The following is an 18,622-nucleotide window of genomic DNA, read 5'->3' on the forward strand; positions in this document are numbered from 1 at the left end:
TTCACGTTTCCCAACCCCTTGATTGTTCCGCGTTGCTGTTAAGTCTGTAGGCCTGATAAGCGTAGCGCATCAGGCGGCTTTGAACTGCAAAAAAAAGCCCCCTGCAGAACAGAGGGCTGGTGAGTTTATGTCAGCTTAGAACGATTTCTTAAACCCGATAGAGGCATTGACCGGCGCTTCTACCTGCGATTTACTGCCGCCGTTGCTGAATTGCGTACCCAGCTCACCGTAGACCTGCAGGTTTCTGTCGATGGACCATGACAGGCCGGCTGCAACTTCAGTGCTGGAGTACTGCTGTGAAGATTCCAGCGTGGTGGTGGCTACCGCATTGGTAAAGTGCGTTTTGTCTTTTGAACCCAGACCCTGCCAGACGTTTACCCTGCCATACGGCTGGAATTTGCCATGGTTGGTGTCATAGTCAGCGACCAGACGCACGCCCAGACGCGCGGTAAAGGAATCCGCAGTATCCATTTTCACTTTCGTTGGGGTCACACCATCCAGCGTGCTGTTATCAAAGTCGCTGTACTGGTAGATCAACTGAGCCTGAGGTTCCAGACTCCATGCGCTGGCACCTAAACGGAACGATTTACCTACCTCTGTCGACGCCGTCAGCGTGTTGCCTCTGACCGTATACGAGCCGTTGTTACCGGTCGCCTCCAGGCGGGATTTATGGTTACCGTACTGCAGGACGTTATCAATATACATACCGTCACCCGAGAACCAGGTAGCATAGCCGCCGACGTAAAATGCGTTGTCGTCGATGTTACCGCCTTTGCCATCGCTGCCTGTCTTCGTGCCTTTCACGTTGCTGTCGATATCAAGGATGCTGGTATACATCCCGGCTTTCCAGCTTTCGTTAGCATACATATCAACGCCGACCTGAATGCCCATGGTATGGGAGCTGGTTTGTGTACCGGCCGCGTCATCCAGTTTGGTTTTACCGGAGTAGCCAATCATTCTTGCCCACGCGCGATTGTCTTCATCAATGCCCGGTTTAACCTCGTCACCCATACGTTGGTGCATGTTACCCAACAGGCTAAGATCACCCTGACGTACGACGCTGGCGAGGCCAGAATACAGCATGGTTTCTGGACGGTATTCACTTCTCAGATACCAGTTCTCACCCTGGCCCTGAGCATTACCCGCATGCAGTTGGTACTCAAACGCACCTGCAGCCATACGATCGGCGGCAAGATGGAAGGCATCCCGCGACGTTTGTGCGGTGGTGGTTGCGCCATTGAGCGCTGTCACCACTTCGATACCATCCCCAATGGTCGGCGCGCCGAGACCAGAACCATCGACATCCAGCAGCGTGCTACCGCTGGCTTTACCGCCATCGATAATCAGACGGTCGGCAATGCCTGCGCCGCTACCATTCTGGATAGCCGCCATGTTGATAGTCCCTTTTTCGCCGGTGTAATCCCCTTTGACGGTTAAGGTTGTGCCAGTCTGCTGACCGATGAGCGAGACATCGCCACCGTTGCTCAGGCCCGCTACCGTTTGGTTGTAACCCTGAGTGTTCAACGTGGTGTCTGCGACCACATAGTGGTGCGATGCGCTACTCAGGGTGTTGGCATTACCCGCTTGCAACACGCCGTTGGCGATCAACGTCGCGCCGCTGTAGCTGTTTTCGCCTTGCAGCTCGGTAATGCCGCTACCGGTTTGATGCAACTGGCCTTTACCACTGATATTGCCGGTCAGCGCCAGGGTATCGCCACGATTGACGTTGAGTACGCCGTTATCAACGACATCCCCCTGAATGCTGCCGATATCACCGCCGTTACCCAGCTGTAAAACGCCTTGTTCGATGGTGGTGCCACCGGTGTAGGTGTTATCCAGCGTCAGGGTGAGGGAGCCTTTACCGGTTTTGGTCAGTTGACCGTTACCTTCGACTTCAGTCAGCAGAGAAACGTCATGCCCGTTGGTGTCGAATGTCCCGCCTCCGGATTCCAGCGTCACCTGACGGGCAGTATCAAACGCTTCGCCATACTTCAGCGTACCGCCATTAAAGGTAATTCCCGTATCTGCCGCACCCAGGTTGGTATCGCCCGCTACCTGCAGCGTCCCGGAGGTGATGGTCGTTCCACCGCTGTAGGTGTTGTCGCCTGTGAGGATGAGGGTACCGAGATCGCCTTTATTCAGGCCGCCGGTACCGCGGATAACGCTGTCGATAGTCGCGGTGTAGTTGGCGCCGTCTACTGTGCCATCGCCAACGCGAATCAGGGTGTTGGCCGTATCGGTGGTAATGGCTTCGCCGCCCACGCGATAACCATCGGTGGCGAACTGCGCGCCGCTGATGATGACGTCGCCTTTGCTGTTATCGACGGTCACGTTGCCTGCTTCACCCTGGAAGACGGCAAACGCGGCATCGGTAAACGGTGCGTTCAGCGCGCCTTCCGGCGTTGATTCATCGGTAGTCCAGTTGTCGTTACCCTTGCTGGATTGCCAGATACCGTCGCCGCCGTTGATGACGCCGTTGTTTTTCAGCTCGCCATTTTCACCACCGGTGCCGTCCCAGAAGCGCAGCGTTAGTCCTGCGTGGTTGACCAGGTTGACCTGATTTTTCACCGATGTCTGCACGTACAGGCTGTCAGCCGCTTCCGGCGCGTTAGCAATATCCATCACATTGTTGATCAATGTGCCGGTGTAGTTGATGACGCGATAGACGCCGACATCAAAGCTGCCGCCTGGTGAGGTTTCAATGTTGAGCTTACCGTCAAGCGTCAGATCGCCATTTACGTCAATCAAGTCGTTGAAAGCACCGCCCGGGGTGTAAGCCTGACCAAACTGATAATCCAGCTGTGCGTTATCACTGAGCGTCAGCGAACCGGTAGTCAGTTTACCCACGCTGTTGATAGCTGCACCCGCAGTAATATGCGCGTCGTCCAGCACATCAACCGCGCCGCCAATAATCCCGTTACCGCCGAGCGTTGCCCCGGATTTCACTGTCACCTGGCCGGTAGCCGCAGACTGATTACCGTTGACCAGCAGCACGCCTTCATTGACGTCCGTGGTGCCGGTGTAAGTATTGTCGCCGGTCAGCGTTAACGTACCGTCACCGATTTTCACCAGGCTACCGTCGTTGCCGCTGATAATGCCGCTGATGGTGTCATCAAGATGCAGATTACCCAGCGACAGCTCTTTATTGCCCAGTTCGACATTACCTGCGCCGGACAACGAGCCGATCGATGTTGCGCTGTCGACTGCGCTGATATCGACCTTACCGCCCGCCAGGTTTTTAACGACGGTATTTTCTGCCATCGCCTGGTCAGCGAAGGTCATCAGTCCGCTGTTGTTCACGGTGGCATTGCCGCCGCTGGCGTCTTCTTCCAGCGCCAGAGTACTGTCTTTTGACACGTTAACCGTCGCGTTGCCCGCGGTGGTGTTGTTGGTTAACACCGCTTTCGCCGTACCCGTCAGGTTCAGCATTGCGCTCGCTGCGGTGACGTTATCTGCCAGCGTTAACAGGCTGTCGGCGATGTTCATAGTCAGGGATTTCAGGCTGGTATCTGTCCCGCTGACATTGAGCGTCGCGCCCTTATTGACGTTCACGGTGCTGCTTTCGTTACTGCCAAAGGCTCCGGTTTTGCTGACGTTGACCGTCACATTGTTGGCGTTTCCGGTACCGGCAATTTCTGTGTCGCCTTTGTAGCTGTTTGCGCGGTCGAGCGACAAGGTGCTGCCCGCATCGCTAGAGCTGCTGGTGACTTTCAGTTTACCGTCGCCAGTAATCTCACCTGTTGGCGTGAAGTGGTGCGAATTGAGATCGAACACCGCTGCGTTCTCATTCGCTCCCAGCTCAATGGTGCGATTGCTGGTCAGGTCCGCGCCCAGTTGCAGCGTTGAACCGTTATTGATTGCCAGGTCAGTTCCGCTCTGGCCGAGATTGCTGTCGGAGGAGATCTGCAACGTGCCGCCATCAATGCGTGTGCCGCCGCGATACTCGTTATCGCCGCTGAGGATCAGACGGCCAAGGTCGGTTTTCACCAGCGTCAGCTTGTCAGCAGTACTGGCTTCGCGGATAACAGACTCAATGGTCGCGGTATAGTTTTGCCCCGCGCCACCGGCGCCAACGCGCAGCAGCAGTTCGCCAGTTCCCGGCGTCTGGCCTGCGTGGGTCGCGTTTTCCGTGGTGGCATACGCGTTAAGCGCATCGCCTTTAACGACATAGCCATCGGCATCAAACTGTGCCCCGGAGAAGTTAACTTCTCCCGCGGCGTTGTCCACGGTAACTGTACCGCCTTTGGTGGTGAAGACGGCGAAGGACTTCTGTGCCCAAGGGGCGTTACCTTCACCGGTTGCGGTGGTCCAGTTGTTATCACCCTGGCTGCCGATTGCCATCCATTTGCCATCGCCACCGTCAATTTTGTTGTCGCCTTCAATGCCCGACGCGCCGTGGCTCTGATTGACGGTTGCGCCGTCCCAGAACTGCAGGGTAACGCCGTTGGCGTTCACCAGGTTGACCTGTTTGTCGATAGAGGTCTGGACAAAAATATTGCTCTTATCCTGGCTGTCCGGTATTGCGCCTAATTCCAGCGTCTGGTTATCCAGCGTGCCGCCGTAGTTATAGATACGGTACACACCCGGTCCGAAGTTACCGCCCTGTGAAGTGGTGACATCCAGAGTCCCGTCCAGTTGCAGATCGCCTGCGACGTTAATCAGATCGTTTAGCGCGCCGCCTGGCGTATAGGCCTGACCCAGTTCGAAAGCGGAAGTCGTTTTGCTACCAAGCTGCAGATTACCGTTAATGGATAACGTACCCGCACCACCGTCACCGGCGCTGAGGGTCGTGGCATCGTTCATCAGCACGTTGCCGCCGATAGTGCCATTACCGCCAAGTGTGGACGTGCCGCTAACGGTGGTGGCACCGCGCGCCGCGCTTTGATCGCCATTCACCAGCAGCGTGCCGTTGGTAACGGTGGTGTCGCCGGTGTAGATGTTGTTACCGTTCAGACGGGTAATGCCGCCGCCGATTTGCTGTAGCGCGCCGATACCGGAGATCACGCCGTTGAGCAGCACGGTGTTGGCGCGATTAATCGCCAATATACCGTTGTCGATAATGTCTGACACGGCGCTGACTTCGCCTGTATTTCCGCCGTCGCCCAACTGCAGCGTACCGGTTTGAGCGATAGTGGTAGAGCCGGTGTAGGTATTGTTAGCGGTGAAGATCGTGGTACCGCCCGCCGCACGTTCGAACTTCCCGTCACCGCTGATGGTACCGCGATAAATTTGCGCCGCTGAAGCATCACCCTGGGTATCGAAGATAACCCGGCTGCCTGTGCCCTGGGTCGTAACATTGTAATCGCCAATGCTTGCGGCAGTACTGGTCGGCTCGACGTGGTCGCCGGTGCTCAGGGTTGCGCCATTGTTTACGGCAATGGTTTTGCTTGCCAGCGTCAGGTTTTCTACGACGCGGACATCTGCGTTTGAGCCGCTGATGGTCAGCGAATCCCAACCGGTGCCGATGTTGGTACCAGTGGTCAGATTGTCGCTCACCAGCGTACCAATCTTCGCACCTTTCGTATCTGTGAAGGTGAGGGCGTTGCCGCTACCTGCTTCAGTAGTGATATGGCGTGTTTTATCCAGCGTCACATTGCCGATGTTAGCTTTATTGTTACCGCCAGTACCGGCGAAATTCAATTCGCCAGCATAGGTGCCGCTACTCCAGATAAAGGTGTCCCGGCCTTCGCCGGTATTGATTACGCCGCTGGTTACACCGCCGCTAATATCAATGGTGTCATTGCCTTTACCGGACTGAATGGCTACGGCCGTGTCGTTGGTAGCCTGCAGGGTTCCCCTGTTGGTAACGGTTTTACTGCGGTCGCCGCTGGCGTCAATCACCGGCGAGGTGGTGCTGGCAGAGATAATCTTGCCGGTGTTGGTGACCGCGCTGACGTTCTTCGCGATGATCGCCGAACCGCCTGCGCTGCTATGCACGTTGATGTCGGCATTGGTGGTGATACGACCGCTGGTATTTGCGCGGATACCGCTGCCTTCGCTGTTTAGTACCTCAATGGTATAGCCTTTGCCGATGGTCAGATCGCCCGTCACCGAACCGCCATCGCGTTGCTCAAAAGCGAATCCGGTACCTTTCCCGTTGACGTTGAGGATATTGTTCAGCCCATCTTTCATATTCAGCGCCACGCTGGTGCGGATCCCTGGGCCATCGTTGGCATTGATGGTCACGTCGTTGAGCGTGATATCGGTGTTGTTGGCATCGTTTTGAATGCCAGCACCAGTCCCTTTCGCGCTGATAGTCACACCTTTTGCAGACAGCTTACCGGCTCCCGTATCGAGACGAATACCATCGGCCGTACCATTGGTCGTGATGGCATCGCCGGTAGTACCGGTAATACTCAGGCTTGCTCCATTGGTCAGCAGAACCCCTGCGGTTCCATCATCAACGGCTACCTGGCCCAGTCTTTTTATCTGGGCGCTGGCACCTGAAGCCAGTACGCCAATACCGTTGCTGACATGCAGGGCTCTGGAAGAGTTGTTAGTTAAGCTCCCGCCTTCTTGCACATCAACGCCGATGCTGTTTACGCTGTCCAGATCGATAATCGATTTGGTGTTGAGGATCAGGTTACCCAGATTCCTCGCCACATAGGCGATAACCTTGTTGCCGCTAGCTTCAGAGGTAATGCTGGCATCAGAGGTGAGGGTTGTCTCCACCGATTCACCCTGTTCTGAGCCGTTTAAATTATGCGCCTTGCCGTCAACAATCCCGGCAGTGGTTCCTACACCGGTCAAATTGATGATGGTTTTATCGCTAATATTACCGCTTGCACCGCCTTCAATCACAATGGCAGTTGCGCCCATCCCCCCAATGTTGAATGTCGCTTCACCGGTGACAACGTCAGTACCTTTCCCAGTACCCAGTACGCCAACAGAGTTGTTACCGCTGAGTGATAGTTTAAGATCGGAGTAAGCTCCGCTCACGGGGTCCTTACTGTTACCGGCAAATTTGGCACCCTCAGCAACACGGAAGATAGTGGTATTAACCTGACCATTATCATTCATCTCCGTCTTGCCAATGTTAGCGACAGCATTGGAGCCGTATAAAAAGTAGCCTATCTGGTCGGTGCTGTTAAATACAGGGCTACTGTCGTTATTGATATTCGCCGTCGCACTGCCACGAACGTGCACCCCGATGTCCCCGGTGCCCTTCAGCGTAATACCGGAAGAGATATCCGCAATCGCCTGCTTTCCAGCGGAGCCTTCAACCCAAATAGCGTAGTTACGCTCGTTGGTACTACCTTCACCGTTCACTGTAATTTGACCGGCCTGGCTGGTGGTGACTTTGGCATCCGAGCTGTCTGCACGAACATGAATGCCAATATTACTTCTGCCGTTAACATTAATCTGGCCGTCATTACGAATAGTTTGACCAGCATTTGCGCCGCTGTTATGCACCGACATCCCGTAGTTTGACAGTCCGGATGTCGCACCATTAACTGAGATTTCGCCGGAGTTGATAACATTCCCGCTCGCACCAGCGACCAGTAAGCCAGCTGCGTTACGTACGCCGGTTCCGAGGGTAATTTTCCCTTCGTTAGTCACAGTCCCTGCGCCGCGCACATGGATACCTGCGCTGAGGTTAGCGCCGCCAGTCAATTCGACATCCTGTGCGGTGTTAGAACCATCACGACCGAGATAAATCGTGGCGTCAGTACTGTTAGTGAAATTGGCATTTTCAGCCACTTCAACGCCATAAGCGGTACCTTTCCCGAAGGAGGCACCGTTGGCGTTACCGTCCACCACATTGATCGTTTTGTTGTTAACCCCGGTTGAGTCTCCTGACAACAGCATCCCAATGGCCAGCGTAATTGGCGTTGTTACCGTGGTATTGGTATCCCAGGGGTTGGCCGCAGAGGCGGTACCATAGTTACCTGTTGTGACGGCCTGGTTTATGATGCCATCGTTGGTGACAGTACTGGTCCCTTTGCCCTGCATACCGATAGCGCCGTAGCTATTTACAGACTGTCGTCCATCTTTATCGATGAACAAACCGGAGTTGATGGTGCCGGTGTTGGTTGCCGTAGCGTTTTCCGCCAGCATACCAATCGCCAGACTGTGGCCTGTGGAAGTACGCAGTGCGTTGAGGGAACCCTGGTTCGTAATGACAGCGCCATCTGCGCCTTTCATCACGCCATTAATGCTGCCATCTACCGCCAGCACAGAATCTTTGGTCACAGTGCCGGTCGCGCCCGCGCCATGCGCGTAAACGGCGTGCAGCTCGGTATTACCGATCGTGGCGTTATTGGTATGGCTTTTACCATCCTTCCAGACCTGGTATTGCCAGTCAACCGAGCCGGTTACGGTATCGGATTGCAAAACGCTGCTAATCAGATCCGCATACCAATCTTCAACGTCTTTGAGCGACATCGTGCCGCGATTGGCATCCAGCATCAGCTGAAGTTGACTGACCTTTTGCCCCTGCGAATTTAAAACCGTTGCATCACTTTCGCCCAGCAGCCAGTCGTTAAGATCGCCCAGTTCCTGAGTATTGGTGATATCAAACTCCTGAGTGCCGGTTTTCACTGCATCACCGTTGCTATCGAATCCGTAGGTATCGATAGTCAATACTTTGCCGAACTGGTCCATTGTCTGAGAACCGTTAAAGGTTTCGTTCGGGACGACGGGAGCGGCGCCAAAAGAGATGTAGTTATCGGAAATCCAGTTAACCTTGCTGCCTGTACCGCTGGCTTCAAGCAAGGCGCTATTTTTGGCAAGGAGTTTGATGGTGTTTTCTGCATCGCGGGCATTTTTCTGATCGTTACCAATGTTCAGATTGGCCGTCGAACCGTTGCTGGCCTGCGCAATGCCAAAGTTGTTGTAGATTTTAGAAAGGGTTGAGTCATAGGTATTTAACGTTATGCCATCTAACGGAGTTTCGGTCAGATAACGAACCAGTTCATCGGTGTTGTAGACCTGCATAGCCGCCGGGGTTTCTAATGCAGGATCGATAATGGGAATTTCTTTATCTTGCGTAGGTGTCGTTGTTGGCTGGTTGAAGTAATACTTTTTCAGATCTTCAACTTCGGTAATCGGGGTGCTAACGCCCCCAATGTTCGCTGTGAGCGTAATCTTCTTTTGATCTAGCAACTGCTCAATAGTCGCTGATTCGACCAGCCCGGTTTGGCCTTGTTCAATTTTCGGCAATGCGCCAGTGACGTTTAACACTGCACCGTTAGTGGCGTTCTTGTAGAGGAAGCCATCATTGTGGATGTCGTCGTTCGTGCCCGGTTGAATAACAATATTGTTATAATCAACGGAAATATCATGATCGCCAGTTTCATCCGCCATAACAAGCGGAGAGGTGCTGAGTAATGCCGTTGCTGCCAATACTGCAACCGTTTTACGCGAGCTGCTTTTTTTCTTTCCTTTTGTTAATTCAGAAACGACTACCCAGATACCGAGCGCCGCGTTCCAAATAATGCTGTAAACTTTGTTCATATATAACCCTCGTCTACATTCCTGTTATGCATGTGTTAATACATTGAGTTGTTGGCTATGGTTGGCACGCGGATGTGCTACCCGGTAATAGATTTTTGGGAATAGGGTTTCCTTCCGTGCGATGCGGAATTAAAAAGCGAGTCGAAAGAAAACCTTTTTAAATAATAACCGTGATAATTGTCCTTAAATAAGTCAGTTACGGCTGGCTATAGTGGGAAATGGTGTACTTGAGCCGGGTGTTATTTTTGCCGAGTTTTCTGGCAATATTGCTTTTGTACGCCCCGATGGTTTTTTCACTTTTTTGTGATGCCCCGGCGATTTGTGTCAGTGACCATCCTCGGGCAAGCATCATCATTACGTTGAATTCGTTTGCTGTGATCTTATTTTGTAATGCTTTGATATTGTGTTGGTTATTGTTCTTTGTGATACGTGTAACGGTATGGTGTAGCCGATCAAGACTGGTATCTTGATCAAGAAACAGCATGTTCTTCCCACAAACGGTTTGAAAAAGAGTAAAAGTAGCTTCATCTGCCAAAACAATAATTTTGGTGACAGGTCGTAAAGCCATGTTGCGGATAATCCTGGCATATTTTAAAAAATCTGATTTGTCAGGATTAATGATGATGCAATCCGTTTCATAAGGAAGCATTTTGACAGCAGAGAGCGTCTGGGAGGAGTAATACGCGATATCAATATATAATGATGAGCCACGTAGGATTTCTCGCATGCCTAGCCAAGGGTAAATTGAGTCACCCAAAAAAATAGCCTTTGACATAACGATCTCCTTGAAATTTTGGTGCAAGCAGCCGCCTCTTTTTGTAGGTTAAAAAAGAGTTTCTTGCGACGCGTGAAATGTTAATTAAATCTCGTATAACGTTCTGTGCTGTGAACGTATCCTTATTAATTCCAGATTAAACAGATATTCTCTGTATTTATTAGAATCATTAACTATTCTTAAAGTAGATATTACACTTTGTTAAAATTTAAGATAAATCGTTTATTTCAGCTCTGCGTAAATGATTGATAGATTTCGCTTATGAATCGCGTGAATAATGATTGAGTGATTTCTATAAAGGCAGGGTATTCCTATCCATTTGGGATGGGATTTACATGAAAAACATTATATTTCAGATGGATACCCGTTTTTCTTAATGGGATGACTGGTGAGTAGGAGAATTCTTAATCAAGACCAGGACAAAGAGAAGGGGCGTCGAGGGGAAGAGAGAAGTATCGCTAAATTTGCAGTTATCGACCTGAAACTCGAGTATTCAGGTTGATAATTCTTAGTGTTGTGATTTTTTTAGGGGAATTATCCTATTTTTGTCTTTTTGTGCTTAATTTTAAAAGCTCACTTGAAGAGGTTATTTTTTCTGATTGCTATTGCTGATAGGGCTTAGCCCGCCAACAGTTCCTGTTCTACCTGATGCACCTGCTGTTCCAGCGTATTGCGGATTTCCGTAAGCGCCCGTTGTTGATCGGAGAAGTAGGCTTCTTTATCTGTCACGGAGGTGGCAAGCCGCCAGGCGTTCTCGGCTTCCAGTTCGGTAATCTCTTTGAGCAGCGCGTTAATTTGTTCTCTGAGCTGCTGTATTTTGCTGCGTAAATGCTGCAAATCGTTCAATCGGTCACTCGCCATCATCGGTTCGAGGCCGCTTTGCAATTGAGTCAGTAGCGCCCGGACGGTGGCAAGATCGGCATTTTGGCGCGCCAGGTTAAGCTGCACCATCATCTGATGCGCCTTCTCTTTCAGATCATCGGCTACCACGTCCGGGTGGCAAAGACGGCTGGCCTGACGCCACAGGCGTTTTAACTCATTACGTTCATCAGAGGAAAGCCGCTGGTCACGGCTAAAACGATGCTGTGCATCCTGCTGCTGCTCCTGATATTCATCATATTCATGGCTGGCCTCTTCCTGTGCCCGACGGGTTGCGCTGTCGTCCTGGCGAGAAAAGTCGTTTTCCAGCTCACGAATCTCCGCCAGCAGGGCGGTAATCAGTTCAGTTTGCTGCTGAATACGTTGGCGTGTTTCCACCGATTCGCGCGAATCTGAATTCTGGTTCATCCAGTGCTGCTTGAGCCTGGACAGTTGATCAACAGCCTGGGAAATATAGTGCTGACAGGATTGATAGTCTTTTTCCCGGCGTTTTCGCTCTGCTTCCTGTTTGCGCTGGGCGCTGGCGGCGAGCTGTTTACGCAGTTCGAGAATGCGGCTCATCAGCGGTCCAAGACGAAGGTGATACAGATCGTTGAAATCATCGAGGATTTGAATGCGCGTGTTGCGCTTATCGATCAGGTCACGCAGCTGTGTTTCGAGCGCTTTGAGTTCCAGCTTACTGGCGGCAATGGCGGGATCCTGCCACGTAGAGACTGCCCGTTGAGATTGCAGCCAGGCCGAGATCTCACGCAGGGCATCGCTAAAGCGTCGTTCTTCGATCGCCTGCACAATAGTGTCAGGTACGACTGACAAAGGCTCATTTTTAAGATGCGCCACCTGCTGAAAAATAATCTCCTCATCTTCCAGTTCAATAGCGCTTTTGACGATTTCCAGTCGTTTGATGATCTTATTCATGACAGTCATTGCCTGGCCTGGCTAAAAAACGAGTGGCTGAAGTACAACAGGTTCACCCGTTTGAAAATGTTAGAAAAACAGTAAAGCGCATTCTGTGGCCTGCGATGCCTTTTCGTCCAGAATAATTCACTGTAATTATGAAAAACCGGAAGTCGCGCGCACCTGTCTGCATATTCAAACCTCTGTTTCATGTTTTTTACTCTCGGGTAATAATTCTTGATTCAGTAAAGATAATGCGTATAGTTCTCATTCTCTTTTATTATTAACTCCCTGTATTACTTCTGGTAAGGATCCCGACAATGAAAAAAACAACATCCGCGCTGGCATTGCTGATTGCTGCGGCGTTAAGCGGTTGTGCGGCGCATACCACGCCAGCCAGCAACGCTAGCGTTACGGAAAAAACAGCGCAACCTGCCGTCAGTGATGTGCAACAACGCGCGCTGGCGGATGGGTTATATGAAATGGCGCTTAGCCCGGCAGGGGATGCGTTGTACGTTGCCAGCGCCGAAGGATTTAAAGATGTGCAGGGCGGCGTGGTTTACAAGCTGGATCCAAAAACGCTTAAAACGCTCGGCTTGAGTCATACCGATATGAAAAACTTTGGTATGGCTATCTCGCCTGACGGTAAAACAGTGTATGTCACCAACTCACTGGATGGTGGCCTGAGCGCGCTGAATACCGCTGACGGCAAAGTGAAAAATCGCGTACTGTTCCCGGAACGTAACCCAGAAGGTTTCCCGTATGGTGCGCGCCAGGTGCTGCTGCATAACGGTTTGCTCTATATTGGTGCCGTGGCGGATCCGGCGGTGATTTGGGTGGTTGACGCTGAAACCCTGAAGCTAAAAACCCGCATTAAAAATACAGGTAAATGGATGACCGGACTGCATTATTCCGAGGTGACGCAGCGAATTTATGCAGCTAACGGCGGCGGTGAAATTCTTGTTATCAACCCGCGTAATCAGCGCGTAGAAAAACGCTGGCAACCGCTGGGGGAACAACCTGCGCTGTTGCTGAATATGGCAGAGGACGCACAAACTGGCCGCCTGTTTGTCACCGACAACTCGAAAGCGAAGACCACCCTGGTGCTGGATATCCATACCGGTAAGCTGCTGAAAAAATTGGATGTGGGTGATTCGCTGGCGGTGAAATTCAACGCAAAACGCAACGAAATCTATATTACCCAGCGTGATTCAGGGAAATTACTCAGCCTGAATGCGACCGATTACAGCGTGAAGAAAAGCTGGGACTTACCGCCTAACCCTAACAGCCTGCTGCTCTCGGCGGATGGGCAAACCCTGTTTGTTACCGTGAAACAGAAATTTAATAAAGACCACTCCACCTCTGCGCCAGATAACGTGGTGCGTATCGATCTGAATAAATAATAACAACATGTTGCCGGGGGCTCTCCGGCAACGTCGTCAGACTTTTAATGGCATGGCTATGGACAACACTAAAACATACGCACTCTTAATGAGAAAAACTGTGCTGGCCGCAACTATTGGCGCGCTTTCCGGCACGGTGAATGCTGCTGAGACCCCCACGGAAGCGGAAGAGACCATTGTGGTGCAGGCCGCAGAGAGAAGTGATTTTAAACCCGGTGGAGATACGTTACTGCCCGCTTTTCTCGACGGTCAGGTTGCTAATGGCGGCAGGCTGGGGATGCTTGGTCAGCAAAATGCCATGGATGTACCATTTAACGTTATAAGCTACACCTCAAAACTGGTCGAAGATCAGCAAGCTAAGACCGTTGCCGATGTTGTCGCCAATGACGCGAGCGTGCAGGCGGTACAAGGCTACGGTAACTATGCAGAGACATACCGTATTCGCGGTCTGAAACTTGACGGCGATGATATGACCTTTGGTGGATTATCTGGTGTGCTGCCGCGTCAGGTGGTGGATACGCAGATGATCGATCGTGTTGAAATCTTTAAAGGCGCGAATGGATTACTCAATGGCGCTGCCGGTAGCGGCGTTGGCGGAATGATTAATCTTGAACCCAAGCATGCAGACGATACGCCGATCACACGCCTCGGTATGGATTACACCAGTGACTCACAGGTGGGAACGTCGCTCGATGCCGGACGCCGTTTTGGTGACAATAACCAGTTCGGTGCCCGTGTGAACCTGTTGCATCGTGAAGGGGTGGGGGCGGTTGACGACGATAAACGTCGTACCACGCTGGCATCACTGGGACTGGATTACCGTGGCGACCGTTTCCGCAGTTCATTAGACGTCGGGTACCAGAAAAAGACGTTTCACGGTGGCAACATGGGGATCAATGTCTACTATGTGCCATTTGTCCCCGATCTGCCGAAAAATACGCACAACTATAGCCAGAGATGGGGTTATAGCGATATTGAAAATGAGTTCGGTATGGCGCGCACGGAATATGATCTGACCGAGAACTGGACCGCTTATGCCGGTTTAGGTGCGCAGCACGCGCATGAGATTGGCTTGTACAGCGCTCCGGAAATATACAACCAGGCCGGTGATGCGAAAGCCGGACGCTTAGATACCAATCGTATTATTGATGCGTTCAGCGGGATGGCAGGACTGCGCGGGAATTTTGATACGGGTTTTGTGTCGCATAAGGTTAATGTAGGTTATTCCGCCGTCACTAAAGAAGACAAAATCGCCTGGCGCATGGGGTCACGTGCCGCGCGCCCGGACGTCAATATCTACGATACGCAGAATGTACCAAAACCGGCGGTGACGGCGACGGGAGGCAACTATAGCGATCCGCTAACCAGCGGGCGTACGCGTAGTCAGGGGTGGCTACTCAGCGATACGTTGGGTGTGCTTGATGATCAGCTTCTGTTTACCGTCGGCGCGCGCCACCAAAAGGTCGTGGTGCGTGATTACAACAAAGAAACTGGCGCTGAAAACGTTAAGAACAGTTTTGACGACAGCCGCTGGATGCCGACGTACGGTGTTGTATACAAGCCGTGGCAGGAACTCTCCCTATACGCGAACCATACCGAATCGTTACAGCCAGGCAGCACCGCGCCAAGCAGTGCAGTGAACTACGGTCAAAGCACCGGAATCATCCATGCAAAACAGAATGAGGTTGGGGTCAAAACAGACTTTGGACGTGTAGGCGGTTCACTGGCGCTGTTTGAAATCAAAATGCCGGTCGCCCAGTTGGATAGCCAGACCCGCTATTACGCAATCAACGGCGAGCAGCGTAACCGTGGTGTGGAGCTGAATGTTTTTGGTGAGCCGATGTTAGGACTGCGGCTGAATGCCAGTGCAACGTGGCTGGATGCGACACTCAGTAAAAATCAAAACGGTGTCAACGACGGTAAGACGGCAATCGGCGTACCGGACTTCTATGCGGTGCTGGGTGCTGAATATGATATTAAACCTGTTGAAGGACTCACCGCGACGGCGCGGCTGAACCATTCTGGTGCTCAATATGCCAACGCGGCAAATACCAAGAAACTCGACAGTTTTACCACACTGGATTTAGGTGTGCGTTACCGTATGTCACTCAATCAAAACCAGAATCAGATGATTTTGCGTGCAGGGGTTGATAACGTCACCAACGAGAATTATTGGTCAGGTATTGATGATACCGGGACTTATCTGTTCCAGGGGGAGCCGCGCACGCTGAAGGTTTCCGTCAGTTACGACTTCTGATTTTTCTCCCGAGCCTCGGTGCGTTGGGCAAGGAAGCCCGGCGCATCCAATCGATTATTGCGCCTTGCGACAACCAGGTTGAAATGTTAAAAGAAGCCCCTTCAATAAAAACGACACAGGGGAAGGGCGTGAAAAACGCGTCAACTGCATCTGACACCAGCGTGTCTGATGCCGCGTCAACGAATGAGCCGACGCTTCAGCGGGGGTTGCAAAACCGCCATATTCAGTTAATTGCACTGGGCGGTGCAATTGGTACCGGCCTGTTTTTGGGCATTGGCCCGGCGATTCAGATGGCGGGACCTGCGGTGTTACTGGGTTACGGTGTTGCCGGGATCATCGCTTTTTTGATTATGCGTCAACTGGGCGAAATGGTAGTGGAAGAACCCGTTTCCGGATCCTTTGCCCATTTTGCCTATAAATACTGGGGACCGTTCGCGGGTTTTCTCTCCGGCTGGAACTACTGGGTGATGTTTGTGCTGGTCGGCATGGCGGAACTGACAGCGGCCGGGATCTATATGCAGTACTGGCTGCCCGATGTCCCGACCTGGATTTGGGCCGCGGCATTCTTCGTGATCATCAACGCCGTCAATCTGGTCAACGTACGCCTGTATGGCGAAACGGAATTCTGGTTCGCGCTGATTAAAGTGCTGGCTATTATCGGCATGATTGGTTTTGGTGTGTGGATGCTGTTTTCCGGTAACGGCGGGGAACATGCAAGCATCGATAACCTGTGGCGTTACAACGGCTTTTTTGCTACCGGCTGGAACGGATTAATTCTGTCGCTGGCGGTGATTATGTTCTCCTTTGGCGGGCTGGAGCTTATCGGAATTACTGCCGCAGAAGCGCAGGATCCGCAAAAAAGCATTCCGAAAGCGGTAAACCAGGTGGTGTACCGTATTCTGCTGTTTTACATCGGTTCTCTGGTGGTGCTGTTGGCGCTGTACCCGTGGGTGGAAGTGAAATCCAATAGCAGCCCGTTCGTGATGATTTTCCATAATCTTGACAGCAACGTGGTGGCTTCTGCGCTGAACTTTGTCATCCTGGTGGCTTCGCTGTCGGTGTATAACAGTGGCGTCTACTCTAACAGCCGTATGCTATTTGGTCTCTCGGTTCAGGGGAACGCGCCGAAGTTCTTAACCCGCGTCAGCCGTCGCGGCGTACCGGTGAACTCACTGATCCTTTCCGGTGCTATTACGTCGCTGGTGGTACTCATCAACTATGTGCTGCCGCAAAAGGCCTTTAGCCTACTGATGGCGCTGGTGGTGGCGACGCTGCTGCTGAACTGGATTATGATCTGCCTGGCACATCTGCGATTCCGCGCGGCGATGCGTCGTAAGGGACGTGACACGCAGTTTAAAGCGCTGCTATATCCGGCAGGGAACTACCTGTGTATTGCTTTCCTTGGCATGATTCTGGTGCTGATGTGTACGATGGATGAGATGCGCCTGTCAGCTATCCTGCTGCCAGTGTGGATCCTGTTCCTGTTTGTTGCCTTCAAACTGCTGCGTCGTAAGTCCCGCTAAGTTTCTACCGATCTTGTTATTACCGATCCCATCGTCAGGATGGGATCGGATCCTCACTCAACGTTTATCGTGACCGTTCTCGCAATTTTGTTGCTGCTGACAGGATCTTTATTTTGTAATCGATTACTTTTCTATTGAATCTATTTTGTAATCGATTACTTTTTAAGGGTGGGGCAAAAAATGGTGTCAACAACCGAAAGTAGTGGAAAACAGAGCGTACAGTACCGGCTGCTGGTGCCCCGGCTGTCGCTAATGATGTTCTTACAGTTCTTTATCTGGGGAAGTTGGTCCGTCACGCTGGGGCTGGTGATGAGCCAGCACAACATGTCGCTGTTGATTGGCGATGCGTTTTCAGCCGGGCCCATTGCCTCTATTCTGTCGCCATTCGTCTTAGGGATGCTGGTAGACCGCTTTTTTGCCTCGCAAAAGGTGATGGCGGTGATGCACCTTGCTGGCGCGGCAATCCTGTGGTTTGTTCCGCAGGCATTGATGGCGCAAAACGGTGCACTGTTGATTGGTCTGCTGTTTGGCTACACGTTGTGCTACATGCCAACGCTGGCGCTTACCAACAATATTGCTTTTCATAGCCTGTCGGATAAGGACAAAACCTTCCCTGTGGTACGGGTGTTTGGCACCATTGGCTGGATTGTCGCGGGGATCTTTATCGGTGTAACCGGAATTTCGGACACCACCGGCATCTTTACGCTGGCGGCGATTATCTCTGTGATTCTGGCGCTCTACAGCCTGACGCTGCCCAACACGCCTGCACCGGCGAAAGGACTGCCGGTTAAAGTTCGTGATCTGTTTTGTGCGGATGCTTTTGCCTTACTCAAGGTCCGTCACTTTTTTGTCTTCTCGCTCTGCGCGACGCTTATCTCTGTACCGTTGGGAACCTATTACGCGTATACCGCGTCGTTTCTTGCTGATGCGGGCGTCGGCGACGTCAGTACGGCGATGTCGTTTGGTCAGATGTCTGAAATATTCTTCATGCTGGTGATCCCGTTACTGTTCAGACGTTTGGGCGTGAAATACATGCTGTTAATCGGGATGTGCGCCTGGTTCGTGCGTTATGCCTTCTTTGCCCTCGGCATCAGCGAAGAGGGCCGATTCCTGCTGTATCTCGGCATTCTGCTGCACGGCGTGTGCTACGACTTCTTCTTCGTGGTCGGCTTTATTTACACCGATCGTATCGCCGGGGAAAAAGTAAAAGGTCAGGCGCAAAGCATGATCGTCATGTTTACCTATGGGATCGGTATGCTGCTTGGCTCGCAAATTTCAGGCGCACTTTACAACCGGCTGGTGGCGGGGCAAACCGTGCCTCAGGCGTGGACTACATTCTGGTGGATCCCGGCAGTCGCTGCCGTAGTGATTGCTGTGATTTTTCTTTTCTCTTTCAAGTATGACGACAAAGAGCAGGCGTAATTTTCAGGAGGGG

The 18,622-nt window shown here is 52.0% G+C and carries 7 protein-coding genes; 4 read left to right on the forward strand and 3 right to left on the reverse strand.

Going from position 1 to position 18,622, the window contains the following annotated elements:
* Positions 1–135 precede the first annotated feature (135 nt).
* From OGX89_RS18695 to OGX89_RS18705, 3 genes are all read right to left on the reverse strand, one after another.
* Positions 136–9,456 carry an autotransporter outer membrane beta-barrel domain-containing protein gene (locus OGX89_RS18695; RefSeq protein ID WP_279891123.1) on the reverse strand — a complete coding sequence of 3,107 codons (9,321 nt, stop codon included), beginning with the start codon at positions 9,454–9,456 and terminating at the stop codon, positions 136–138.
* 196 nt (positions 9,457–9,652) lie between these two features.
* Positions 9,653–10,231 carry a LuxR C-terminal-related transcriptional regulator gene (locus OGX89_RS18700; protein ID WP_003831151.1) on the reverse strand — a complete coding sequence of 193 codons (579 nt, stop codon included), beginning with the start codon at positions 10,229–10,231 and terminating at the stop codon, positions 9,653–9,655.
* 618 nt (positions 10,232–10,849) lie between these two features.
* On the reverse strand, positions 10,850–12,025 hold the full coding sequence (locus OGX89_RS18705) for a coiled-coil domain-containing protein (protein WP_126955880.1): 1,176 nt from the start codon (positions 12,023–12,025) through the stop codon (positions 10,850–10,852).
* A gap of 299 nt (positions 12,026–12,324) precedes the next feature.
* Between OGX89_RS18705 and OGX89_RS18710 the strand changes: the two genes are divergently transcribed.
* From OGX89_RS18710 to OGX89_RS18725, 4 genes are all read left to right on the forward strand, one after another.
* Positions 12,325–13,407 (forward strand): YncE family protein, encoded by a 1,083-nt coding sequence (locus tag OGX89_RS18710; protein ID WP_003831153.1) that lies wholly within the window; start codon positions 12,325–12,327, stop codon positions 13,405–13,407.
* Positions 13,408–13,465: 58 nt separating this feature from the next.
* Positions 13,466–15,664, forward strand: coding sequence for a TonB-dependent receptor (locus OGX89_RS18715; RefSeq protein ID WP_126955879.1), 2,199 nt, complete (start codon positions 13,466–13,468; stop codon positions 15,662–15,664).
* 128 nt (positions 15,665–15,792) lie between these two features.
* Positions 15,793–17,187 (forward strand): phenylalanine transporter, encoded by a 1,395-nt coding sequence (pheP, locus tag OGX89_RS18720; RefSeq protein ID WP_008784036.1) that lies wholly within the window; start codon positions 15,793–15,795, stop codon positions 17,185–17,187.
* 180 nt (positions 17,188–17,367) lie between these two features.
* Entirely contained in the window at positions 17,368–18,609 is a 1,242-nt protein-coding gene (locus OGX89_RS18725) for an MFS transporter (RefSeq protein WP_126955878.1), read from the forward strand.
* Positions 18,610–18,622 lie beyond the last annotated feature (13 nt).

Origin of the sequence: Citrobacter sp. Cpo103, assembly GCF_030332605.1 — a bacterium.
Lineage (GTDB): Bacteria > Pseudomonadota > Gammaproteobacteria > Enterobacterales > Enterobacteriaceae > Citrobacter > Citrobacter portucalensis.